The sequence below is a fragment of the Phaeobacter sp. HS011 genome (assembly GCF_018101215.1).
Taxonomy (GTDB): domain Bacteria; phylum Pseudomonadota; class Alphaproteobacteria; order Rhodobacterales; family Rhodobacteraceae; genus Phaeobacter; species Phaeobacter inhibens.
The window spans coordinates 240,995-264,912 of sequence record NZ_JAGEUF010000007.1; the positions used below are offsets into that span (position 1 = coordinate 240,995).

Annotated in this window: 16 protein-coding genes; 13 read left to right on the plus strand and 3 right to left on the minus strand. The window is 58.4% G+C overall.

Annotated features, from left to right (window positions below; all coding sequences use genetic code 11):
• The first annotated feature begins 22 nt into the window (after positions 1 to 22).
• The 9 genes from J4721_RS15390 to J4721_RS15430 all read left to right on the plus strand — a co-directional run bounded on the left by J4721_RS15390 (position 23) and on the right by J4721_RS15430 (position 13,021).
• On the plus strand, positions 23 to 1,471 hold the full coding sequence (locus J4721_RS15390; RefSeq protein ID WP_211002929.1) for a TrkH family potassium uptake protein: 1,449 nt from the start codon (positions 23 to 25) through the stop codon (positions 1,469 to 1,471).
• Positions 1,472 to 1,628: 157 nt separating this feature from the next.
• Positions 1,629 to 2,867, plus strand: a complete 1,239-nt coding sequence (locus J4721_RS15395; RefSeq protein WP_014875251.1) for an aspartate kinase — start codon at positions 1,629 to 1,631, stop codon at positions 2,865 to 2,867.
• A gap of 45 nt (positions 2,868 to 2,912) precedes the next feature.
• Complete coding sequence (ptsP, locus tag J4721_RS15400; protein ID WP_211002928.1) at positions 2,913 to 5,153, plus strand: phosphoenolpyruvate--protein phosphotransferase; 2,241 nt, start codon at positions 2,913 to 2,915, stop codon at positions 5,151 to 5,153.
• Positions 5,154 to 5,815: 662 nt separating this feature from the next.
• Complete coding sequence (locus J4721_RS15405; protein WP_211002927.1) at positions 5,816 to 8,110, plus strand: bifunctional salicylyl-CoA 5-hydroxylase/oxidoreductase; 2,295 nt, start codon at positions 5,816 to 5,818, stop codon at positions 8,108 to 8,110.
• A complete protein-coding gene (locus tag J4721_RS15410) occupies positions 8,107 to 8,880 on the plus strand; it encodes an SDR family NAD(P)-dependent oxidoreductase (protein WP_102849408.1) in 774 nt (257 codons plus the stop codon). Before J4721_RS15405 ends, J4721_RS15410 begins: the two co-directional genes overlap by 4 nt.
• Entirely contained in the window at positions 8,880 to 9,338 is a 459-nt protein-coding gene (locus tag J4721_RS15415; protein WP_076616317.1) for a MarR family winged helix-turn-helix transcriptional regulator, read from the plus strand. Before J4721_RS15410 ends, J4721_RS15415 begins: the two co-directional genes overlap by 1 nt.
• The gene (locus J4721_RS15420) at positions 9,335 to 10,138 is read left to right on the plus strand and encodes an enoyl-CoA hydratase family protein (RefSeq protein ID WP_014875246.1); all 804 of its coding nucleotides are present in this window, start codon (positions 9,335 to 9,337) and stop codon (positions 10,136 to 10,138) included. The genes J4721_RS15415 and J4721_RS15420 overlap by 4 nt, the downstream gene beginning before the upstream one ends.
• Before the next feature lie 104 nt (positions 10,139 to 10,242).
• The gene (locus J4721_RS15425; protein WP_061049052.1) at positions 10,243 to 11,403 is read left to right on the plus strand and encodes an acyl-CoA dehydrogenase family protein; all 1,161 of its coding nucleotides are present in this window, start codon (positions 10,243 to 10,245) and stop codon (positions 11,401 to 11,403) included.
• 1 nt (position 11,404) lies between these two features.
• Positions 11,405 to 13,021 carry an AMP-binding protein gene (locus J4721_RS15430; protein WP_211002926.1) on the plus strand — a complete coding sequence of 539 codons (1,617 nt, stop codon included), beginning with the start codon at positions 11,405 to 11,407 and terminating at the stop codon, positions 13,019 to 13,021.
• Positions 13,022 to 13,053: 32 nt separating this feature from the next.
• On the opposite strand, the gene J4721_RS15435 is transcribed toward J4721_RS15430, so the two are convergent.
• Together J4721_RS15435 and J4721_RS15440 are read right to left on the minus strand one after the other, a co-directional pair.
• On the minus strand, positions 13,054 to 14,175 hold the full coding sequence (locus tag J4721_RS15435; RefSeq protein WP_211002925.1) for a glycosyltransferase family 2 protein: 1,122 nt from the start codon (positions 14,173 to 14,175) through the stop codon (positions 13,054 to 13,056).
• A 3-nt stretch (positions 14,176 to 14,178) separates the two neighbouring features.
• Positions 14,179 to 17,244, minus strand: coding sequence for a glycosyltransferase family 2 protein (locus J4721_RS15440; RefSeq protein WP_247656147.1), 3,066 nt, complete (start codon positions 17,242 to 17,244; stop codon positions 14,179 to 14,181).
• A 699-nt stretch (positions 17,245 to 17,943) separates the two neighbouring features.
• Here J4721_RS15440 and J4721_RS15445 point away from each other — a divergent pair.
• Complete coding sequence (locus J4721_RS15445; RefSeq protein ID WP_247656148.1) at positions 17,944 to 18,624, plus strand: hypothetical protein; 681 nt, start codon at positions 17,944 to 17,946, stop codon at positions 18,622 to 18,624.
• 143 nt (positions 18,625 to 18,767) lie between these two features.
• Here the strand turns inward: J4721_RS15445 and J4721_RS15450 are convergent, their stop codons facing one another.
• The gene (locus J4721_RS15450; RefSeq protein WP_014875240.1) at positions 18,768 to 19,559 is read right to left on the minus strand and encodes a DeoR/GlpR family DNA-binding transcription regulator; all 792 of its coding nucleotides are present in this window, start codon (positions 19,557 to 19,559) and stop codon (positions 18,768 to 18,770) included.
• A gap of 149 nt (positions 19,560 to 19,708) precedes the next feature.
• Between J4721_RS15450 and J4721_RS15455 the strand changes: the two genes are divergently transcribed.
• The 3 genes from J4721_RS15455 to J4721_RS19930 all read left to right on the plus strand — a co-directional run bounded on the left by J4721_RS15455 (position 19,709) and on the right by J4721_RS19930 (position 23,754).
• Positions 19,709 to 22,132, plus strand: coding sequence for an FAD-dependent oxidoreductase (locus J4721_RS15455; protein ID WP_247656149.1), 2,424 nt, complete (start codon positions 19,709 to 19,711; stop codon positions 22,130 to 22,132).
• Positions 22,133 to 22,149: 17 nt separating this feature from the next.
• On the plus strand, positions 22,150 to 23,076 hold the full coding sequence (locus J4721_RS15460) for a choline/ethanolamine kinase family protein (RefSeq protein ID WP_211002922.1): 927 nt from the start codon (positions 22,150 to 22,152) through the stop codon (positions 23,074 to 23,076).
• A gap of 243 nt (positions 23,077 to 23,319) precedes the next feature.
• Positions 23,320 to 23,754: an HAD family hydrolase gene (locus J4721_RS19930; protein ID WP_371816082.1), complete on the plus strand. Its 435-nt coding sequence runs from the start codon at positions 23,320 to 23,322 to the stop codon at positions 23,752 to 23,754.
• The last annotated feature ends 164 nt before the right edge of the window (positions 23,755 to 23,918 follow it).

Sequence of the window (23,918 nt, forward strand, 5' to 3'; positions counted from 1 at the left end):
GAGGGAGGCCAACGCTGCGCCCATGTTGGATCTGCGTCCGGTTGGATATGTCATTGGCCTGTTGGTGGCCATTCTTGGGGCGACCATGGTGTTTCCTCTGGCCGTCGATCTGTACGACGGGCGGGGGGAGTGGCCGGTTTTTCTCGAAAGCGCGGTGATCACCATCCTTGGGGGCGGGCTGATTGCGCTGTCCTGTGCCAATGGGGTGCGTGAGGGGCTGACTATCCAGCAGACCTTTCTGCTGACCACACTGGTCTGGGTGGCGCTGCCGCTGTTTGGAGCCATCCCACTGATGCTGGGCGCCACTGAGCTACGGTTTGTTGACGCGTTTTTCGAGGCGATGTCGGGCCTCACAACCACCGGCTCCACAGTGATTTCCGGTCTGGACGATCTGCCCCGCGGTTTGCTGCTGTGGCGCGGCATTCTGCAATGGTTGGGCGGCATCGGCATTATTGTCGTCGCGATGGTATTCCTGCCCGAGCTACGGGTCGGCGGCATGCAGATTTTCCGCTCCGAAGCCTTTGACACCATGGGGAAAATCTTGCCCCGCGCTCAGGCAATCGCGAAGCAGATTTCACTGATCTATGTGGGGCTGACCGTCGCCTGCATGGTGGTCTATATGCTGTTGGGGATGGAGCCGTTCGACGCGCTGGTCCATGCGCTGACCACCTGTTCGACCGGCGGTTTTTCAAATTATGATGCGTCTTTTGGCACCTTCACCGGCGCACCCGAATATGCGGCATCAGTATTCATGATCCTCGCGGCGCTGCCGTTCGTGCGCTACGTCCAGATGATCAACGGCCATTCCAAACCGCTGTTTCGTGACAGCCAGATCCAGGCGTTTCTGGCGACAATTGCCCTGTTGGTCGTGGTGACGGCCTGTGTGCTGGTCTACGTCTTTCCGCATCATCCGGAACAGGCCGTGCGCGAAGCGCTGTTCAACATCACCTCGATCATTTCCGGCACCGGCTACGCCAGTGTCGACTATATGCAATGGGGCAGTTTTCTGGTCATGCTGTTCTTCTTCATCGGGCTGATCGGGGGCTGTGCTGGCTCCACCGCCTGTTCGGTGAAGATCTTCCGCTATCAGTTGCTGTTTGCGTCGATCCGGGTGCAGATCCAGCGGATCCATTCGCCGCATGGGGTGTTCGTGCCGCGCTATCAGGGGCGGGCGGTGGATACCGAGGTGCTGAGCTCGGTGATCTCCTTCTTTATGTTCTTTGTTGTCACGCTGGGGATTGTGGCCTGGGCGCTGGCGCTGACCGGGTTGGATTTCGTGACTGCGGTGTCCGGTGCTGCAACGGCTGTGGCCAATATCGGCCCCGGTCTTGGCGATCGGATTGGACCTGCTGGCAATTTCGCGACGCTGAACGACGGGGCGAAGTGGATTCTGAGTGCGGCGATGCTGATCGGGCGGCTGGAATTGATGGCCGTCTATGCCATTCTGACCATCCGGTTCTGGCGCAACTAGGCAGATCGACCGCAATGGGAGGCTCCGGCGCATCAATATTGCGTGTTGCCCCTGCGTTTCTATGTGTATCGCTACAATCCGTAGGCTTGCCCTCTTGGGGCCGCTCGCATAAGAGGCGGGGAGTTGAAACCCGCAAGCGCACGGAGAGTTTTGCCCAATGCCCGTTCTTGTGATGAAATTCGGCGGTACATCTGTCGCCAATCTGGACCGCATCCGCCGCGCCGCCAAACGCGTTGGTGTCGAAGTGGCCAAGGGCTACGACGTGATTGTGATCGTCTCTGCGATGTCGGGCAAGACCAATGAACTGGTCGGCTGGGTCAATGAAACCTCGCCGCTGTTTGATGCGCGCGAATATGATGCCGTTGTGTCCTCTGGCGAGAATGTGACCGCCGGGCTGATGGCGCTGACCCTGCAGGAAATGGATGTCCCGGCGCGCAGCTGGCAGGGCTGGCAGGTGCCGCTGAAGACCACCAGCGCCCATAGCCAAGCGCGGATTGAGGAAATCCCGCCGGAAAACATCAACGCCAAGTTCGGCGAAGGTATGCGTGTGGCCGTTGTTGCGGGTTTTCAGGGCATCAGTCCCGAAGGTCGCATCACCACGCTGGGCCGGGGGGGATCAGACACCACCGCCGTTGCTTTTGCTGCGGCGTTTGAGGCCGAGCGTTGCGATATCTACACCGATGTGGACGGAGTCTATACCACCGACCCGCGGATTTGCGACAAGGCGCGCAAGCTGGATAAAATCGCCTTTGAGGAAATGCTGGAGCTGGCGTCGCTGGGCGCCAAGGTTTTGCAGACCCGCTCGGTTGAGCTGGCGATGCGTTACAAGGTGAAACTGCGCGTGCTGTCCAGTTTCGAGGAACAATCGGACGAGGCCGGAACCCTGGTCTGCGACGAGGAGGAAATCATGGAATCCAATGTTGTGGCCGGTGTGGCCTATTCCCGTGACGAAGCCAAGCTGACCGTCCAATCGGTTGCCGACCGTCCCGGTATTGCGGCCCATATCTTCACCGCGCTGAGCGAAGCGGGCGTGAATGTGGATATGATCGTGCAGGATATCTCTGACGAGGGCCGCACCGATATGACCTTCTCCTGCCCGACCGATCAGGTTGCGCGCGCAGAACAGGCGCTGCAGGCGGTGAAGGAGAAGGGCGAGCTGAACTACGCAGAGCTACTGGCCGACCGGGACGTCGCCAAGGTTTCTGTGGTTGGGATCGGCATGCGTTCGCAATCTGGGGTTGCAGCGAAGATGTTCAAGGTGCTGTCCGATGAGGGCATCAATATCAAGGTGATCACCACCTCCGAAATCAAGATTTCGGTGCTGATCGACCGGAAATACATGGAACTTGCGGTGCAAGCACTGCATGATGCGTTTGAATTGGACAAGGCGGCCTGATCTGGACCTGGCCGCCTGACACCGAAACCTGTGTGAACGGCCCCCATGGTAAAGACGACCGAATCCGAAAGTCGCAACTTATTGATGCGCTTGCGCGAGGCCATGGCTGGTGATGATGCCGGTCAGGCCCGTCTGGACAAGATCACGCAGCTGATCGCCGACAGCATGCAGAGTGAGGTGTGCTCGGTCTATCTGTTCCGCGATGATGAGACGCTTGAACTCTGCGCGACGCAGGGGCTGAATGTCGAATCCGTGCACCAGACGCGCATGCGTATTGGTGAGGGGCTGGTGGGCCGTGTGGCGCGCTATGGCAAGGTGATCAATACGCCGGACGCGCCCAACGCCAAGGGCTTTCGCTATATGCCGGAAACCGGGGAGGAACGCTTTTCCTCCTTCCTTGGTGTGCCGATCCAGCGTCTTGGCGAAATGCTGGGCGTGCTGGTGGTGCAGTCCAAAGAGGCGCGTGAATTTTCCTCTGATGCGGTCTATGCGCTGGAGGTGGTGGCCATGGTCATCGCGGAGATGACCGAGCTTGGCGCCTTTGTTGGCGAAGGCGCGGCCTTGTCACCGCTGCACCAACAGCCCGTCTTGTTGCGCGGGACCATCGCGCAGGAAGGGGCCGTGGAGGGCCATGTCTGGCTGCACGAGCCGCGTGTTGTTGTGACCAACCCGATTGCTGATGACCCCCACCGCGAGCTGGAGCGTCTGCATGAGGCGGTTGAAGAGCTGCGGGTGGGTGTCGACAAGATGCTGGAGGTCACCCAGACCGGCGACAAAGAACAGTTGCAGGTGCTGGAAGCCTACCGGATGTTTGCCAATTCCAAGGGCTGGATGCGCCGGATGGAAGAGGATATCGGTCGCGGGCTTAGCGCCGAAGCGGCTGTTGAAAAAGAACAATCTCAGGCCCGTGCCCGCATGGGGCAGGTACAGGATGCCTATCTGCGCGAGCGTCTCAGCGATCTGGATGATCTGTCGAACCGCTTGTTGCGTATCCTGACCGGGCAGGGCAGCGAGACAGGCGCCGAACTGCCTGAAGACCCGGTTCTGATTGCGCGAAATATCGGTCCGGGAGAGCTGCTGGAGTATGGCCGCAATCTGCGTGGCATCGTGCTGGAAGAGGGTTCTGTGGGTTCTCACGCGGCGATCATTGCCCGCGCGCTGGCCATTCCGCTGGTGGTCCATACCAAACGCATCACCACCGAGGCGCTGAACGGCGACCACATCATGGTCGATGGCGAGCAAGGCGTGGTGCATCTGCGGCCGGATGATACCGTTGTCAGCGCCTTTCGGGACAAAATCGCGATGCAGGCCAAGGCGCAGGAGCGTTATGCCTCGATCCGTGACAAACAGGCGCTGACCCGGGATGGCCGCCGCGTGCATCTGCTGATGAATGCCGGGTTGATGGCAGATCTGCCGTCACTGCAAAATTCCGGCGCCGAGGGCGTCGGTCTGTTCCGCACCGAACTGCAGTTTCTGGTGCGCAATCAGATGCCCAAACGCTCGGAATTGGTGGCGCTATACCAGCGGGTGCTGGACGCGGCGGGGGGCAAGCGGGTGGTGTTTCGCACGCTGGACATCGGGTCGGACAAAGTGCTGCCCTATATGAAGCCTACGGATGAACCCAATCCGGCGCTTGGCTGGCGGGCGATCCGGGTCGGTCTGGACAAGCCTGGTGTGATGCGGATGCAGTTGCAGGCGCTGATCCGGGCCGCGAATGGGCGTCCCTTGACGGTGATGTTCCCGTTTGTAGCCCAGTTCGAAGAGTTCCGCGATGCTAAGGCAGAGGTCGAAAAGACGCTGGAGCGGGAGCGCCGTCTCGGCCATGCTCTGCCCGAAAAGCTGGAAGTCGGGGCGATGCTGGAGACACCTTCTCTCGCCTTCGCGCCGCAGAAATTCTTTGACGAAGTCGAATTCCTGTCGATTGGTGGCAATGATCTCAAGCAGTTCTTTTTTGCCGCTGACCGCGAGAATGAGCGGGTGCGCAAACGCTATGACACGTTGAATGTCAGCTATCTTAGCTTCATTGCGCAGATCGTTGAACGCTGTGAGAAATCCGGCACGCCGCTCAGTTTCTGCGGTGAAGATGCTGGTCGCCCGATTGAGGCCGTCTGCCTCGCGGCGATGGGGTTGCGGGTGCTGTCGATGCGCCCTGCCTCAGTCGGTCCGGTGAAATCGCTGCTGATGCGTGTGGATCTGAATGACATCCGCAAAATCATCACCGATGCCCGGCACAGAGGGGAGCAGACGGTGCGTCCGGCGGTCATGCAGTATCTGCGAGAGCTCTGAAGACATTCCAAGATAGCTAGGCCAGAGTCCTAAGACCGCGCGGCATCTTCCGCGCGGTTTATTCTGGCTGCGACTGCAGCTTATGGGTGTCATAGGGGAGGCACCTGTTGGTGAATTGCTGGAATTTTCCCGTCTGACGATTGATGGATATCGATTTTTCGCCCAAAAATATTCAATGAAAATTTTCGAAATCCTCAATTGTGTTGCAGAATGTTGATAATATTTCAGATGTCGCAGGGTTTGAGGTCAAGTCGTCCACCGGTTGAGAGTTCCTGAATTACCCCCTGACTTATCCACAGGGGTGTCAGTGTGTCTAAGATATACGTATCTTATTGAAATTAATCATTTAAATATTGTTCTGTTTGCGTTGAAGTGGGACTGAATTACGAAGTTCTCAACATCAACTGTGGCGCCTAGGTAGCTGAAATATTGAGAGAAATCTCGGTCACATTTTGCAGATTTCGTGCCCCCACAGGAAGAGATCCGGTGAAAACCGTGGAGTCCTGCCGCAGTCTAAAGTCTTTCAGGGTTGGGTGAATATTCCCTTAACAGGCCAAACCTGCTGTGAAGGTAAAAGCTTCAAGTATAAAAGTTTAAGCTTGAAGTTTATTGTGATCCGCTTATCCTGTCTGCAGCTTAGACAGCAATAGGGGAATGGCATCATGAAAATCGCCTGTTTGGGAGGCGGCCCGGCCGGCCTATATTTTGCAATCTCGACCAAGCTGCGCCAGCCTGACGCTGAGATCACGGTTTTTGAGCGTAACAAGCCGGATGACACGTTCGGTTGGGGGGTTGTGCTGTCTGATGATGCGCTTGAGAACCTGACAACAAACGACCCTGTCAGCGCCGGTCAGATCCGCGATAAATTTGCCTATTGGGATGATATTGCCGTGGTGCATGGTGGTGTGCGGACGGTCTCAGGCGGGCATGGTTTTGCCGGGATTGGTCGTAAGGCGATGCTGGTTATCCTGCAGGAGCGGGCGCGTGAACTGGGCATTGATCTGCAGTTCGAGACGGAGGTCGGGCCCGCGGCCTCCTATCAGGCGGATTATGATCTTGTCGTTGCCTGTGATGGATTGAACTCCCGCGTCCGCAGCGAATTTGCGGAACACTTCAAACCCAACGTCGATGTGCGCCCCTGTAAATTCATATGGCTGGGCACGAAGCAGAAATTCGACGATGCCTTCACCTTTATCTTTGAAAAGACACAGCACGGCTGGTTGTGGATCCATGCCTATCAATTTGATGCCGACACGGCGACTGTGATTGTCGAATGCTCTGCTCAGACCTGGGAAAACTGGGGGTTTGAAGTGATGAGCAAGGACGAGATCCTGCGGACCTGCGAGGAGATCTTTGCCGATCATCTCGGCGGGCATGCGCTGATCTCAAATGCGGATCATCTGCGCGGCTCCGCAGTCTGGATCAACTTCCCGCGGGTTCTGTGTGAGACCTGGCACCACGAAAACGTTGTACTGCTGGGCGATGCCTCGGCCACGGCGCATTTCTCGATCGGATCGGGAACCCGGCTTGCCTTTGACAGTGCGATTGCATTGGCAGAATTCATCACAACCGAACCGACGCTGGAGCAGGCTTTTGTGCGCTATCAGGAAGAACGGCGCCTGGACGTGCTGCGGCTACAATCGGCGGCGCGCAATTCACTGGAGTGGTTTGAAGAGGTCGAGCGATATCTGGATATGGATCCAGTGCAATTCAACTACTCGCTACTGACCCGGTCGCAGCGGATCTCCCATGAAAACCTGCGCCTGCGGGATGCTGACTGGCTCGCCTCGGCGGAGAAATGGTTTCAGGAGACCGCAGGTGCGCCTGCGGATGCAGCGACCCGTGCGCCAATGTTTGCGCCTTATAAATTGCGGGAGATGCAGCTGAAGAACCGTGTCGTGGTGTCGCCGATGGCGCAGTACAAGGCCAAGGATGGATGTCCGACCGACTGGCATCTTATTCACTATGGTGAACGCGCTAAGGGGGGCGCAGGGCTGGTCTATACGGAAATGACCTGTGTCTCGGCCGAGGGACGGATTACACCCGGCTGTCCCGGCCTATACGCGCCAGAGCACGAGGCCGCGTGGGCGCGGCTGACGGGTTTTGTCCACGCTGAGACCGACGCGAAGATCTGCTGTCAGATTGGCCATTCGGGTCGCAAGGGATCCACCCAATTGGGCTGGGAGACCATGGATGCACCGCTGCGGGATGGGAACTGGGAGACGGTCTCCGCCTCGGCCATCGCGTGGTCCGATGGTAACGCACCTCCCCGGGAGATCACGCGGGCGGAAATGGACGCCATCAAGGGTGAATTCGTTGCCGCAGCACAGATGGCTGAGCGGGCGGGGTTTGATATGATCGAACTCCATGCGGCCCATGGCTATCTGATTTCTTCGTTTATTTCGCCAAAATCCAACATTCGGACGGATGCCTATGGTGGGGCATTGGCAAACCGCCTTCGTTACCCGCTGGAGGTGTTTGAGGCCATGCGTGCGGTCTGGCCTACGGACAAACCTATGTCTGTTCGTATCTCTGCCAACGATTGGGTGGGCGACGAAGGCGTGACGCCGGAAGAGGCGGTCGAGATTGCGCGGGCCTTCACCGCGGCGGGTGCGGATATCATTGACGTGTCTGCGGGGCAGACCTCAACGGAGGCGCAGCCGGTCTATGGCCGTATGTTCCAGACGCCATTTTCGGACCGGATCCGCAATGATGCCGGGATCGCGACCATGGCGGTGGGCAATATCTACGAAGCGGATCACGCCAACTCCATCCTGATGGCAGGGCGAGCTGATCTGGTCTGCGTTGGGCGCCCACATCTGGCGGATCCCTATTGGACCCTGCATGAGGCAAGCCGTGTCGGCGATCGTCATGCGGACTGGCCGCTGCCCTATCTGGCGGGACGGGATCAGGCCTGGCGTCTGGCAGACCGCGATGCAGAGGTGATCCGGGCATGAGCAATCTGGCGGGTAAAGATCTAGCTGGCAGACATGTGGTGATTACCGGTGGCGGGTCCGGCGTGGGCGCTGCACTGGCGCGCAGCTTTGCGGGGCAGGGCGCGTGGCTCACACTGCTTGGTCGGCGGATTGAACCGCTGGAGGAGGTGGCCGCTGAAACAGGTGCCCTGCCGCTTGCCTGTGATGTGACCGAGGCAGAGGCGGTGCATGCGGTACTCGCTACGGCGCGACAGCAATATGGACCGGTGACCGTCGCTATTGCCAATGCAGGTGCTGCGCCGTCGAAACCCTTTTCCAAGATGGATCTGGCGGATTTCGAGGCAGCCCTTGCTGTCAACCTGTCGGGGGTGTTCAACCTGTGGCAGGCCGCCCTGCCTGATATGAAGTCGGCAGGCTGGGGACGGATGATTGCCGTTGCCTCAACTGCCGGGCTCAAAGGCTATCCTTATGTTTCGGGGTATTGTGCGGCAAAACATGGGGTTGTCGGCCTCACGCGGTCGCTTGCGCAGGAACTGGCACGCAGCGGCATCACCGTGAATGCGATTTGCCCGGGCTTCATTGAGACGCCGCTGCTTGAGCGTTCGATTGCGACCATTGTGTCCACCACCGGGATGAGCGAGGAAGAGGCTGCAAAATCGCTGCGCGCAGGCAACCCGCAGGGCCGGTTTATCCAGCCGGAAGAGGTGGCGGATGCTGCGCTTTTCCTTGCCTCCTCTTCGGCAGCATCCATCAACGGCAGCGCGCTGCCCATCACCGGAGGTGAGATCTGATGCAAACCGACCGTTCCAAGGACCGGCTGCGACTGTGGCTGAAAGTACTCAAGGCAACCCGCGCCGTGGAAAGCGAAATTCGCGAGAACCTGCGACAGGAGTTCACCACCACGCTGCCCCGGTTTGACGTCATGGCAGCCCTTAGCCAGCATCTCGACGGGCTGAAGATGAGCGAGCTCTCCGGCGTGCTGAAAGTGTCCAATGGTAATGTCACCGGGATCGTTGAACGGCTGGTGGATGACGGCCATGTGCAGCGCGAGAAGGTCCCCGGAGACCGACGTGCCAGCCGGGTACGGCTGACGGAGGCGGGGATTGCGGAATTCGCCCGTCAGGCCGCCGCCCATGAGGCCTGGATTGACCAAATGTTTGACAGCGTGCCCGAAGCCGAGGTTCAGACGCTCTCTGATGCGCTGGATCAGGTGGCCAGACGGCTTGAAAATGAAGGACGCGACGGATGATTTCGACGGACACCAAGTATTTTCTGTGCAGTATTGAGGACGGCATCGCCACCGTGGCACTGGACCGCCCCGAGCGAAAGAACCCTCTGAGCTTTGACAGCTACGCGGAGCTGCGGGACTGGTTTCGTGACCTGCATTATGATGACGACGTGAAGGCGGTGGTGTTCGCTCCCAATGGCGGCAACTTCAGCTCTGGTGGTGATGTCCATGATATCATTGGACCATTGACCAGAATGTCGATGAAAGACCTGCTCGCCTTTACCCGGATGACCGGCGATCTGGTCAAGGCGATGGTGAATTGCGGCAAGCCGATCATCGCAGCGCTGGACGGTGTCTGCGTGGGGGCGGGTGCGATTATTGCCATGGCGTCGGACATCCGGATCGCCACGCCAGAAACCAAGACGGCGTTTCTGTTCACCCGCGTTGGACTGGCAGGCTGCGATATGGGGGCCTGTGCGATCCTGCCGCGCATCATTGGCCAGGGGCGTGCGGCAGAGCTGCTCTATACCGGGCGATCAATGAGCGCGGATGAAGGGGCGGCCTGGGGGTTTCATAACAAAGTGGTGCCCGCAGATTCACTGCTGGGCGAGGCACGCAGCTGGGCAGAGCGGATCGCGGCGGGGCCGAATTTTGGTCACATGATGACCAAGACAATGCTCGTTCAGGAATGGTCGATGTCGATTGAGCAAGCCATCGAGGCGGAGGCACAGGCACAGGCGATTTGCATGCAGACAGCCGATTTCGAACGCGCCTACCAGGCCTTCGTGAAAAAGGAAAAACCCCTGTTCGAAGGGGATTGATACGGCCCCTGCGGGGCGCTGCGCCGGAGGAGGGTGCGGGGCCTCCGGCGGGAGTATTTAGAGAAAGATGACAGGCGGCGTGTGCCGCTGCCGGGAGGAGCGATATGGCGGATAAGACATTTCTGAGCTGGCCGTTTTTTGAAGACCGCCACCGCGCACTGGCGGCGGATCTGGACAGGTGGGCAGAGGATGCGCTGGCGCATATTGATCACAGTGATACCGATGCTGCCTGCCGCGGGCTGGTGTCGTCCTTAGGGGCTGCGGGCTGGACGCAGCATTCCGGCGCCATGGCCGGGGAGGCGCTGGACGTGCGCACGCTGTGCCTGATCCGTGAGACCTTGGCCCGGCACGATGGTCTGGCAGATTTTGCCTTTGCGATGCAGGGGTTGGGAACAGGGGCGATTTCTCTCTTTGGTACGGAGGCCCAACAGGCAGAATGGCTGCCGCTCACACGCAGCGGCAAGGCGATTTCTGCCTTTGCGCTGACCGAACCGCAATCAGGATCCGATGTGGCCAATTCCACCATGACCGCAGTGCGGGATGGGGAACACTATGTTCTGAACGGCGAAAAGACCTGGATCTCCAACGGCGGGATTGCTGACGTCTATACGTTGTTTGCCCGTAGCGGCGAGGGGCCGGGGGCCAAGGGGCTCTCGGCCTTTGTCGTGCCTGCGGGGCTGCCGGGGTTTGAGGTGGTGGAGCGTCTGGAGACGCTGGCACCGCACCCGCTTGCGACCCTGCGGTTCAGCGATTGCCGTATCCCGCGCAGCGCGTTGCTGGGGGCGCCGGGCGCGGGCTTCAAAATTGCGATGTCGGTGCTGGATGTGTTCCGCTCCACTGTGGCGGCGGCAGCATTGGGGTTTGCACGTCGGGCCCTGGATGAGGCGCTGGCACGCGTAACAAGCCGTCATGTTCAGGGGGCGCCGCTGGCGGATCTGCAGATGGTGCAGGGGCATATCGCGGATATGGCGCTGGATGTGGATGCAAGTGCGCTGCTGGTCTATCGCGCGGCCTGGGCCAAGGACAGTGGCGCCGCGCGCATCACTCGGGAGGCCGCAATGGCGAAGTTGTTCTCTACCGATCAGGCGCAGAAAATCATCGACAAGGCGGTTCAATTGCATGGCGGCGACGGGGTGCGGCAGGGTCAGAAGGTCGAGGAACTCTACCGCGATATCAGAGCGTTGCGGATCTACGAAGGCGCATCTGACGTCCAACGTGTGGTGATTGCCCGTCAGGCGATTTCCACGTTTCAGAAGGGAAGCTGAGATGCTGGGACCAAGCGCACATACCGACACATTCACCCGCGACAACCTGCCGCCGGTGGATCAGTGGCCGGAGTTCCTGACGGACGGATATGACTATCCTGAGCAATTGAATGCGGCAGTCGAACTGACCGATGCCATGGTCGCCAAAGGGTTCGGGGATCATACGGCACTGATCGGCAACGGGCGGCGGCGGACCTATAAGGAACTGACCGATTGGACCAACCGGCTGGCCCATGTTCTGGTGGAGGATCTGGGGGTGCAGCCTGGCAACCGGATCCTGATCCGCTCTGCCAACAATCCGGCGATGGTGGCCTGCTGGCTGGCGGCGACCAAGGCAGGCGCTGTGGTGGTGAACACCATGCCGATGCTGCGGGCAGGTGAGCTGGCGAAGATCATCGACAAGGCAGAGATCAGCCATGCGCTGTGTGATACCCGGCTGATGGAGGAGCTGGTTGCCTGTGCCAAAACCTCGGCGCATCTGAAGTCCGTCGTCGGGTTCGATGGCACCTCCAACCATGATGCGGAACTGGATCGGTTGGCGCTGGAAAAATCGGTGCGGTTTGAGGCGGTGGCGACGGGCCGCGATGATGTGGCCCTTCTGGGGTTCACCTCAGGCACCACGGGGTCACCGAAAGCGACGATGCATTTTCACCGCGATCTTTTGATGATTGCCGATGGCTATGCAGCGGAGGTGCTACAGGTCACGCCTGAGGATATCTTTGTCGGCTCGCCGCCGCTGGCGTTTACGTTTGGACTGGGCGGTCTGGCAATTTTTCCGCTGCGGTTTGGGGCGGCGGCGACCTTGCTGGAGAATGCATCGCCGCCGAATCTTATTGAGATCATCGAGACATATAAGGCAACGGTCTGCTTTACCGCGCCGACGGCCTATCGGGTGATGCTGCGCGCGATGGAGGAGGGGGCAGATCTGTCATCGCTCAGGGCGGCAGTGTCCGCCGGGGAAACCCTGCCAGCGCCGGTTTATGACGAATGGATAGCCCAGACTGGCAAGCCGATGTTGGATGGGATCGGGGCGACGGAGATGCTGCATATCTTCATCTCCAACCGGTTTGACGACCACCGCCCCGCCTGCACCGGCAAACCTGTGAAGGGCTACCGGGTGCGGGTTCTGGACAATGATGGCAATGAAGCCCCGCGCGGAGCGGTTGGCCGACTGGCGGTGAAGGGGCCGACCGGGTGCCGCTACCTCGCGGATGCGCGGCAGGGTGAGTACGTCAGGGATGGCTGGAACATCACCGGCGACAGTTTCGTGATGGACGTTGATGGCTATCTGCACTTTGCTGCACGCAATGATGATATGATCGTCTCTGCCGGGTATAACATAGCCGGTCCGGAGGTCGAGGCGGCGCTCTTGTCCCATGACCTGGTGGCGGAATGTGCTGTGATCGGTGCCAGCGATGACGCGCGCGGCGAGATCGTGCAGGCCCATGTTGTGCTGGCCGAGGGGGCGCAGGCGTCGGAGGTCCTGACCAGGGCGCTGCAGGATCACGTCAAGGCAACCATTGCACCCTATAAATACCCCCGCGACATTGTCTACACTGACGCCCTCCCGAAGACCGAGACCGGAAAGATTCAGCGGTTCCGCCTGAAATCGACATAAGAGGCAGCGGGTGCCAGTCTCTGGTCCTGATGCTAAAGCACTGGTACTTGTGCCAGCCGATCCATCAGGTCGGCAGAAATTGCGTCGGGGCCGTCGTTGAACTGCGCGCGGGAGACAAAGTTCAGGTGCCGTGAGAGAAGCGTCAGCTTGGGCGACGTGATCTCATCGTAGAACCTCTTCATATCCTCACGCGCCATTAGGTCGGTGATCTTGCTGCGATGGGCGGTGACGGCCGCCTCATGCAGCGCTTTGATGCCTTTGAGACGTTTGAGCCGGGTCAGTTCCTTTTTCGTTGCAGCTAGGCGGCGTTGAATGGAAAAGTCCTGCTCCATGTTGAAGTTCATCCGCATCCAATAGGCCAACCCCTGATCACGTTCCACGTGGTTCACGCGGCCACGGTCCCGTTTGACGAGGAAGCTTTCGGTGCTGCGCACAGCGTAGTGGTTGAGAGTGACCATGTCATAACCATGGTCGCGAATGCCAAAACGCCAGCCCTGATCTGCCATATCCTCAGGCACCGGTCGGCCGGTGCCCGCAACCCAGTTTGGCATACCTGCAATGCGCCGTTTCAGCGGACGGTGAACACCGATGCGGTCATAGCTTCCCGCCACATGATCACCAGCTGTTTTGAACAGGGTCTTGATGCCCCAGGCCTGGATCGGGGCAGGGCAGTATTTCGGTGCGCAGTAGCTGTGCCGTTGCGTTAGCAATACGTCGTCGTAGCTGTTTCGGAAGCTGTTGCCGAACAGGCGCCACTGCATCGAGATCATGTCAGGATCATTGGTCGCGGCAAAGAGGCTGTCGAGATCCCCATCCCCAACGTGGATATTCACGAATTCGTCAACGTCGGAGACCAGAACCCACTCCGCCTGCTGGACCAGATTGAGGCTCTCGGCGAATTTGAGTGCGCCCTTTTGCGGATTATAGCCGCTGCCCATCTCCTGATAGGGGTTGTCCATGCGGCTAACATAGCCGCGCTCTGCCAGCCCATCCAGCAGTTCAACCGTGCCGTCGTCGCAGTCGTTCGTGAAGACCAGCATATGATCGAAGCCGATAGCGCGGTGGTGGGCCACCCATTCCAGAATGAAGGGGCCTTCGTTCTTCATACAGGTGATGATCAGGCGCTTTGCCTTGGCAGTTGGGGCGGCGGTCATGGTTTATCCTTCCGCTTTGGCAAGGTCGGCACGGAGGCGGTCAAGAGAATTGCGGATGTTCTTGGCATCGCGTTTTTTCAACGTGTATTCGCAGACCTGAATGGCGAGCTTTGGGTGGTTTTTCTCCTCAGCCTTCATCAGCAGATCATGCTGGAATCGGGGAAGATCACGACGGGCGCGCAGCAATTGGTAGAACCGCTGGGCGGTAAGGCGACCCTCAAAAATCTCGCTCAGTATCGGTTTTAGAATGCCCATATTGACCAGCGCCTGCGGCAACTGGTGGCCGAAAAATGGCATTCTCAACTTGCGGATATTGTCACCTTTCAGGCGGTCGACCTGCTGCACATCCGGTTCGAAGTAGGGGTCATATAGGACCACCATATCATCGGCCAGATGGGTCGCCTCTGCGGCGTCCGCGTAGCGATCATCCCAGTCCAGTCGCGCGGTCCAGCCCCAGCGATCATCATCGGGCAGAAGGCGGCGGTCCAGCGTGGTTTGCGGCGCGATGGCAAATACCTTGGCCCCGGGCGCGCATTGTGAATAGGTCAGTGCGCCATATGCCCCCATGGAGGCGCCGTAAAACAGGACCTCATCGAATTGATCAAAGAAACCACTGTCGCGCAGGTGATCAAAGCTATCATGAACAAAGGGGCTCCGGAACCAGTTGCGCTTGGAGCCGATCACACCGAGGACCGAACAGCCCAGCGTCTGCGATAGCAGTTTGTAGCCCCAGGGCCATCGCTGACCCTCTTTTTGCTGAACCACATGGATATTGTCGAAGGTGACCACAAGCCGCTTGCCAAAAGGTTCGAAGAACAGCGCGTTTTCATCACTCTCCCAGAAAAAACCGGCTCGCTGAGCAGCATGAGACCGCATGTCGGTGAACCTGGGGTCACCAGCAGCGGGTGCCGTGGTGTCTGGAGCCTTGGGAAGCCAGATCGGCGCATGATCCAGCCTCTGCTGATCGCTGGGGTTGGGTGCAACGGGTGCAACCTTGACCACACGGGCCGCGGTGGGCTTCTGTGGCGTGGCAGCGGGCGCCACCCGAGGCGTTTGCTGCATTTTCTGGGCCAGATCCGAGACATCCATCGACACGCCCAGCTCCGCTTCACGGCTGCGCAGATCCGCAACACGGATCTTGCCTTGCACCATCTCCTTCAGCAGCTGTATCTTCGCCTCAATCTGGTCGGGAGAGAGCAGCAGCGCTTCAGGTTCGGGGATATGGACATCCGCCGGGGTTCCGGCCTCAGGCTGATCTTCCAGCTTGGTGAGATAGATCGCATCCGGGCGCGCGACTTCGGTCAGGCTCTCGTAAAGTGCCGCGTATTCCGGTCTTGATTTCAGGTCAGCGATCTTGGCCTTGTGCCATTGAACCGCTTCTGCATGCAGGCTTGCCAGCTTGGCGTCGGCCATCAGCGTGTCCAACTCAGCGCGCATCATCGGCGCGCGGTTGTGCATGCGTGCGTCGGTTTCGGAGGCGTAGTTGCGCCGGGCCCAGTAGTCGATACCCTGATCTTGTTCCGTATGGTTGATCCGGCCTCGGTCCCGTTTCACCAAAAAACTGTCGGCGGAGCGCAACACGTAATGGTTTAGCGTCGCCATGCGATACCCAAGTGACCGCTTGGTTGAACGCCAACCATTGTTGGTCAACAGCATCTCCGGCATGACACGCCCAGAGCCGTTGACCCAGCGCACCTGCGAGATGTTTTCTTCGTCGTCGATTTTCAACGGACGGTGGACGCCGATCTTTGTGTAAGGCGCAGACTTATGCAGCATGCTTTTGAATCCCCAACCTAGTCGTGGCTTGGGAATGAACTCTGGAGCGCAGGCGGTGAACTGTTCGGTGATCGGGCGGTCTTCGTAGTCGGCAACGCCACCATTGCCGAAAAATTTCCAGGTGAAGGAGATGACATTGGGGTCGCCAGCCGCTTTGAACAGGTCAGCAAAACGTCCATCGCCGACATGGATATTCACAAATTCATCGACATCAATGGTCAGAACCCAATCCGCAGCCTGGTATGCGGGTTGCTGCATCGCGTCAGCCAGCGCCACATGCTGAGGCTTTTTGCCGGAGGTCGGATCCCATGGGTTGGCGACGCGGGTGACCAGACCCAGCTCTGCCAAGCGATCCAGGATCTCATTTGTGTTATCGCTGCAATCGTTGGTGTAGACGAGGAAATGCTTGGCCCCGATCGCCTTGTGATAGGCGATCCACTCCAAAATGAAGGGCGCCTCGTTCTTCATTGAGGTCAGGATCAGGATATTGTCGTTTGAAATCGGCTCTGGCAGCGGTGACAGCCGGTCGCCAATGGTCTCGATGCGCAGCTCAAGGTTATCAATCGCGCGTTGGTAATGCGGGCTTTGTACCAGTTGGTCCAGCGGCATGGTGAGACGCGGGTGCTGGGTGGGCTCAGCGGCAGGGGGGGAGACTTTGGCCGCCGGGGAGGAGGCTTTGGCTCTTGCTGCCAGCTCGGCCTGCGTCGGTTTTCCCTCTGGTGGGCGGTCGGGGATCGGGGCTGCAGCGGCATCAATGTCATGGCGGATCAACGCGCGGCCAAGATAGCTCTCCGGGTGGGGAATGCCGCCTTCATGGGTGATCAGGCGGCGGCTCAGCCGACGGTTCCAGAGATGCACACCATAGCAGCCATCATCGATCTTCTTCTCGACGATATAGCCCGGCGATAGCAGGTTGCGGCGCTCCTTGAACGAAATCTGGAAAAAGGCCATCTGTGGCTTCACATGCGCCATCTCGCCAGTTTCATTGAGGAAATGCGTCAGCGCTGAGGGGCCCCAGACGCCCCATTTCAGCTCGGATACATGCACCGGATTGCCAGCTGCATGTGCCGCCTCAAGCTGTGCCCGTTCTTCCCCCTTTGCCCAGGGCGGGATCGGGTATTCGTTTTCGCAAAAGGCATTGAGCCGCTGCAGCGTTCGGGAGAACCGGGGCAGGCCGAGGACGGCATTGCAGACCAGACGCCCGGTTTTTTCCCAACCAAAAACCCATTGATCCTGAAAATCCCACGGCTTCACGCAGAGAACATCAGCGTCCACCCAAATGACATTCTGCATCAAGATCATCTTGTAGCGAAAGGCATCGGCATGAACGGCTGGGGAACCAGACACCTTGTGCCGGATGAAGTCTGACGCCGGAAAAATTCGGTTCGCGTCCATCAGCTCAACACCGGGTGGGCAATTGTCTACAGTTTCATAGGTGTAAAGAAGGGTGCGATGTCCGTGATCCGCAAATGATTTCAGACAGGTTTGCTCAAGATAGCTTAGATTTCCCCCAATCCAGAGGGAGGCGATTACCGGGAGGTCAGACATTATATTCCGCACTGCTTCGTTGTTTTATGGAAAAGGCCAAGAGGGCGATAGTTGGGTCGCTTGGAAATCGCATCTTTCGCGGGGCGAAATTGACGAATTGCAAAGTCGAGCCTGAAAAACTGCTCCCTGTCCAGCAGTGCCTCGTCCGACACTCATCCTCATTACCACAAGGGGGGCTCCATGGGTATGTCGACACCAGTCTCTCAGCGTTGAGGTGGCTCGTGCGTATTCATATCTGCTTTATCAACCTCTTGGGCCGGTTGTCCGCCTGCCTGTGATCATTGCCCGAGGTCACCCCGCATGTCATAAGCGGACGATACCCTACCTTCTGAGCGCGTTCAAATGATTGTAAGCCACAAGCACAACTTTGTTTACGTGAAGCCGGGGAAGACTGCTGGCAGCTCAATCGAACTCGCGATCAGCCGATATTGTGGCCCGCAGGATATGATCACCAAATTGCGCCCGCGTGAGGAAACCCAGCGGGTGGATTGCGTCGCGCGGGTCGAAAATCCGCGATTTGTGAATATCAATTCCGGCGAAATGATCGAGCTGCAAAACCACTCCAGATATTGTGATGCGCTGCGCATCTACGGTGAGGATATTGTGGATTACGATGTGGTTTGCACCGAGCGTAACCCTTGGGAGAAGGCGATTTCCTCCTTTTTCTGGAAGGGTAACCGGCGCCCGGAGCGCCCGGTAGCACCGCGGTTCAAAAGGTTCGTCAGCGATGGCCGCTGGCCGCAGGATTTTGATGTCTATTCGCTAAATGGTGTCTGCGTTGCGGATCATATCATTCGGGTCGAGCGCCTGAAGGATGACTACCGTGACTTTTTGACGTTCCTCGGAATTCCAGTGGAGGGAGACATTGTGTTTCCATCATCCAAGGGCTTCCAGCGCCCGAAGGAGGCGACGCGAGAGGCGATGTACACGCGCCCCTGGGTGGTGCGAACTGTGTTTGAGCATACCGAACAGCTGCGTGCAGTACTGCCTTACCGTTTTGAAGACCGCTCCGCGCCCGATATCCGGCTGCACGAGGATCGCCGGGCGGCGCGCTACAAGTTTCTCGAGGAGAATGACTGCGGTCCTGTCTACTGGGAGCCGGTTCAGGCATCTGCCTCGGTTTAGGGCGGGTTTTGCAATCCCAGACAACGGATGCTGCTTGAGTGTATGCGACACCTTTCCGTCGTGAGCGGACGAAGAGGTTGGGGCAGCGGCAGAGTGGTATTGGGTATCGCAGATTGTGACGGCATCGGGTCTGCGGCGCATTTTCAGCTGCGGCTGCCACTCGCTGCAGTGGTAGATCCATCTGCGATCAGCAATTCCGCCTTTCCGGGGAGGGCGCGGTAGGCGGGCGGAGGGCGACGGTCGGTGACTATAAGGTCATGCGCTGCGAGCTCGGGCAGGCGCAGTGCGGGGGTGCTGTCGGCATCACTGAATTTCGTTGAGTCAACGGCCATGAACGTTCGCTCGGCAATGTCAGTCATTGCAAGTGCCATGTCCGCCTCGCACTGATCATACACCATGAAGCCTCTCACGGGGTGAACCAGAGAGGCGGAAAGCACGGCAGTCTGCACTGACACACCGGCAATCACGTCGTAGGCGGCCCTGTCGAAAGCAGCGCCGTCGTGATTGCGCAGTTGCGTGCCGGCCATGAAGACCCGGTTTCCCTCTTCCATCGACAGCGTAGCAGCGATGAAAGCTGAGTTGGTCACCACCGTGAGGTTCTTACGCCTGCGCAGGGCTTGGGCAACGAATCCGGAAGTAGAGCCAGTATCAATGGCGATAGCGGAGCCGTCAGGGATCCATTGAGCAACAGCATTGGCAATCGCCACCTTGGCCGCGCGGTTTTGCGACATCCGGGCGATGAAGGGGGGATCCAGTACGTTCTGGGTGCTGACCAATGCGCCATGCACCTTGGACAGGCGTCCGTCTTCGACCATCGGCTTTACGATTCGCCGGACGGTTTGATCCGAAACCTGGAGAATTCGGGCCAGATCCAAGACGGAAACACGCCCATGCAAGTTCACGGTGCTGAGGATGTCTTGCTCATATTTCGACATTTTTGACGCTTTTACGTTGTTGGGTGGAGGTTATGGGCAGCGTTGCCCACAATCAACCGACAAATTTCAACTAATTATAACAAATAATGTTGATTTATGTTGATTTGGTGAGTTTGATGTCTCCAACTGTTTTTAACCAGGAAAACGCTATGACCACTCATTCAGCCAAGCATCTCATTATTGGTGGCGGCATCATCGGATGTTCCATCGCCTATCATCTGGCCCGCGCAGGCGAAAAAGATGTGGTTCTGTTGGAAAAGGCATCGCTGACTGAAGGCGCGACCTGGCACGCGGCGGGTCTCGTCGGGCAGTTACGCTCATCGCGCAATACGACGCGGATGCTGAAACGCTCAGTGGCGCTTTATGACCGGCTTGCGGATGAAACCGGAATGGAATTCGACTGGAAGAAAGTAGGCAGCCTGCGTCTTGCGGCAACCAGAGAGCGCCTGTTGGAGGCCAAGCGGCTGGCGACAATGGCGCGCAGCTTTGATCTGGAAATGGAGATCATTACGGCAGCGGAGGCAAAGGAGTTATTCCCTTATATCGATGCGAAAGACCTCGAAGGGGCGGCATTCATTCCATCAGACGGTCATGTGGATCCTGCCAGTCTCTGCCAGGCGATTGCGGCAGGAGCCCGCATGCACGGGGCAAAGATCTGCCAGGGCGTCAAGGTTGAAGACTTCGACGTGCATGGCGGACGCATTACCAAAGTGATGACATCCCATGGAGGCTACGAAGCGGAAATCGTTGTTCTGGCTACCGGAATGTGGAGCCGGGAGCTGGCAGCAAAACTGGGTGTGGTGGTGCCTGCCTGTGCGGTCGAGCATCAGTATATCGTGACCGAACCGCTTCCGCAGCCAGAGCTAGTCAAAGGGCTTCCGACCCTGCGCGATCCGGAGCGGTTGGTGTACTACAAACCCGACGCAGGCGGTCGGCTGGTGATAGGCGGTTACGAAGAGGGCACCTTGCCGTTTGGTGACAGGGGCATCCCGGGTGAATTCGTGCGCCAGCTGCTGCCGGACAATCTGGACAGGTTCGCGCCGTTGGCTGAGCTGGCAGGTCAGGTCACCCCGGTGGTCAATGAGGTTGGAATTCGTCAGGTTATCAATGGTCCTATTCCCTATTCCGCAGATGGTGATTTCGTCATGGGCTGGGCCCCTGAACTGAGGAACTTGATGCTGTCGACCGGCTTCCTTTACGGTATCGCCGCTGGTGGCGGTGCTGGGGAGATGATTGCAGAATGGATTTTGGAAGGCCGCCCGAGTTTGGATCTGTGGCCGCTGGATGTGCGCCGTTTCAGCCCGCATCATGCGACCCGTGCTTTCATGTATCCGCGTGCGGTGGAGCACTACGCGCATCACTACAAGATGCGCTATCCCGGTCAGGAGGCGGAAACCGCGAGAAACCTTAGACTGTCGCCGCTGCATGACCGCCTTAAGCAGCATGGCGCGGTGTTCGGGTCAAAGAATGGCTGGGAACGCCCACTGTGGTTCGCGCCCGAGGGGGTTGAGCCGGTAGACCAGCTGGACTTTCTGAACCCGGGCTGGAAGGTCTTTGCGGAGCAGGAGCATAGCGCCGCACGGAACGGTGTTGTGCTGATCGACCAGTCGAGCTTTTCGAAGTTCGAACTGATCGGCCCCGGGGCCTTGGCCGCTATCCAGAACCTCGCCGTGTCGAACATGGACAAGCCGGACGGTGCGGTAATCTATACACAGCTCTGCAACATGCAGGGCGGAACCGAGGCTGACATTACCGTAACGCGTCTGGGACGCGATCATTTCTACATCGTGACCGGCGCTGGGTTTGGCGTCCATGATGCCGACTGGATTCGGCGCCATCTGCCTGAGGGTGGGTCGGCACAGCTGATTGAGATGACTTCGGCCCGTGCGGTAATAAATCTATGTGGGCCTAAGTCGCGCGAGGTGTTGCAGGCTGTTTCGGAAGAAGATGTCTCTAACAGGGCCTTTCCCTTTGCGACCGCGCAGGACATCACTCTGGGGGCTGCCACCGTGCGTGCTGCGCGGATCGGGTATACTGGCGAACTGGGATGGGAGCTCCATGTCCCTACTGAGTTTGCACTGCATGTCTACGACCTTCTGTGGCAGGCAGGTCAAGAGCACGGTATCCGCGACATCGGCTATCGGGCGATCGAGTCGCTTCGGCTTGAAAAAGGGTACGTGTATTGGAGCGCCGATATCACACCTGATTATTCCCCTGTCGAGGCAGGTCTTGCGGGTCGCGTGCATCTGAAGTCGAAGGAAGATTTTCTGGGCCGAGCGATCCTCGACCGGCAGAAAAGAGAGGGCACTAGCCAGCAACTCTGTACGTTTACGGTGGATGAGCGGCTGCCGATGACAGGTGGGGAGACCATCTTGCACAAAGGGAAAGCAGTGTCCTTGGCTTCGAGTGGTGGCTACGGGCCGACTGCAGAAAAGACGATCGTTTATGGCTATCTTCCGACGGCGTTGGTTGGAGAACGGGATTTTGAACTGGAACTGTTTGGCAGACGTCAGGCGCTGCGCCAGGTGGACGGACCACTGTATGACCCGACCAATGATCGCCTGAAAGCCTGAGTGAGGAGGCCATGAATATGGAATATGTCACGCAAATTACTGCCGCATTGCAAAATCTGGAGGGATTCGAAGGCCTTGACGCCCAGAAACTCGAGGTTCAGCGCCTGGGAGGTTTGACCAATCTTGTCTATCGTGTGGAAGGCGGCCCGCAGATTGTGATCGTGCGTATTCCGGGGGAAGGAACGGAAGATTACATTGATCGTTCCGTGGAGATTCATAATGCTGAGGTGGCTGCGGACGCCGGTGTCGGGCCATTGGTCTTATGGGCGGATCCTGAAACCGGGGTGATGATCAGCCAGTGCGTTCCAAGTATCGCGACCATGACCCCGGAACTGTTTGCAACGCGCCGGGAGGCACCGGCCCGGGCAGGGCGGGCGCTGCGAAGGCTGCATGACGCGCCTGCGCCTTTCAAATTTCGTTTTGAGCTGTTCGCAATGATCAACGGTTACATGAAGATCCTTGCGACAAAGGATGCGAGCCTCCCTGAAGGTTACGCAGCGGTTGTTGCTGAAGCAGCTCCCATCAGGGAGCTGTTGAGGAATAAGCCCGGCACGCTGGTGCCCAGCCATTGCGACCCGCTCTGTGAGAATTTTCTGGATGACGGGCGGCGGATGTGGATTGTTGATTTCGAATACTCGGGCATGAATGATGCACTTTGGGATTTGGGTGATCTGTCAGTCGAAGCGTGCATGACCACAGTCCAGGAGCAGGAAATGCTGACGGCCTATTTTGGCGCACCGCCGAGTGCAGCACAATACGGGCGGATGGTCATCTATAAGGCGATGTGTGATTTGCTCTGGACGCTCTGGGGGCTGATCCAGCACGCCGACGGGAATCCAGCGGAGGATTTTTGGGCCTATGCCACACGTCGCTTCGACCGTTGCAAGGCCTTGATGCTGGGGCCCTCATTTGCCGAACATTTGGCGGCTGTTGCTGCTGAATAGTGGTATCGTTTCTGCCTGACACTTGCGGGCGGTGTTCCGCGCTGTACACGGGATTACTTGGGGGGAGCGTGTGATTGTCTTCGACTTCGACGGTGTGATTGCGGACTCGCTTAGAATGTGCGTGACAGCATGCGGTCGTGCTGCAAGGCGGCAGGGCTGCGAGCAGTCGCTCGCGGAAAATCCCTTTGCCAGTCTGAAACAGGTTAGTTTTGAAGGCTTGGCTATGAAACTGGGCTCCAGCCCCTGGCCTTTGCAGCGGATGCTTGTCGGTATCTTGCTGATTGTGATGAGGTCGCACCGGTTTTTGAGGGTGTTCCCCAAACCTTGCAACGCGTCGCATCATTCAGTCCGATCATTATTCTGTCAGCCTCTGCACGGAGCAGCATAGAGCCCTTCCTTTACTTCCACGGATGCGCAGCCCATGTCTCAGCGATACTCTCGCGGGATACAGCGGGTGGAAAGAGTGAGAAACTGAAAATCCTGCAGAACAAGGCGACGAGCCCAGTCTGTTGCATCGTAGGAGATGGTATCAGCGACATGGAGGCCGCAAAACTGGCGAATATTCCAGCAACTGGTGTGGCCTGGGGGTGGCAGGCACCGGATCTGTTGCGTCACGCCGGTGCGGATTTTATTGCCGATACTCCTGCAGATATCATCCAGATCCTGAACTCTCTCTGATCAATATTCCGATCCGGATTAACGCGCCTATGCGGAATGGCGCCAGGATCTTGGTTCATTTGCCGGTTTTCTCTGCAGGCGCTTTGGTCTGCTTCGCAATGATATAGCGCCTCCTGCGGATAGCCCTGCTGGAGGCGTTAGAGATAACCTAGAGGGCATTCATA

Excerpts from the sequence above, each read along its gene's own strand:
- J4721_RS15455 (WP_247656149.1), top strand. The coding sequence starts at position 19,709 with ATGACCACTCATTCAGCCAAGCATCTCATTATTGGTGGCGGCATCATC.
- J4721_RS15410 (WP_102849408.1), top strand. The coding sequence starts at position 8,107 with ATGAGCAATCTGGCGGGTAAAGATCTAGCTGGCAGACATGTGGTGATT.
- J4721_RS15450 (WP_014875240.1), bottom strand. The coding sequence starts at position 19,559 with ATGTCGAAATATGAGCAAGACATCCTCAGCACCGTGAACTTGCATGGG.
- J4721_RS15420 (WP_014875246.1), top strand. The coding sequence starts at position 9,335 with ATGATTTCGACGGACACCAAGTATTTTCTGTGCAGTATTGAGGACGGC.
- J4721_RS15405 (WP_211002927.1), top strand. The coding sequence starts at position 5,816 with ATGAAAATCGCCTGTTTGGGAGGCGGCCCGGCCGGCCTATATTTTGCA.
- ptsP (WP_211002928.1), top strand. The coding sequence starts at position 2,913 with ATGGTAAAGACGACCGAATCCGAAAGTCGCAACTTATTGATGCGCTTG.
- J4721_RS15425 (WP_061049052.1), top strand. The coding sequence starts at position 10,243 with ATGGCGGATAAGACATTTCTGAGCTGGCCGTTTTTTGAAGACCGCCAC.
- J4721_RS15430 (WP_211002926.1), top strand. The coding sequence starts at position 11,405 with ATGCTGGGACCAAGCGCACATACCGACACATTCACCCGCGACAACCTG.
- J4721_RS15390 (WP_211002929.1), top strand. The coding sequence starts at position 23 with ATGTTGGATCTGCGTCCGGTTGGATATGTCATTGGCCTGTTGGTGGCC.
- J4721_RS15435 (WP_211002925.1), bottom strand. The coding sequence starts at position 14,175 with ATGACCGCCGCCCCAACTGCCAAGGCAAAGCGCCTGATCATCACCTGT.
- J4721_RS15415 (WP_076616317.1), top strand. The coding sequence starts at position 8,880 with ATGCAAACCGACCGTTCCAAGGACCGGCTGCGACTGTGGCTGAAAGTA.
- J4721_RS15460 (WP_211002922.1), top strand. The coding sequence starts at position 22,150 with ATGGAATATGTCACGCAAATTACTGCCGCATTGCAAAATCTGGAGGGA.
- J4721_RS15395 (WP_014875251.1), top strand. The coding sequence starts at position 1,629 with ATGCCCGTTCTTGTGATGAAATTCGGCGGTACATCTGTCGCCAATCTG.
- J4721_RS15445 (WP_247656148.1), top strand. The coding sequence starts at position 17,944 with ATGATCACCAAATTGCGCCCGCGTGAGGAAACCCAGCGGGTGGATTGC.
- J4721_RS15440 (WP_247656147.1), bottom strand. The coding sequence starts at position 17,244 with ATGCAGAATGTCATTTGGGTGGACGCTGATGTTCTCTGCGTGAAGCCG.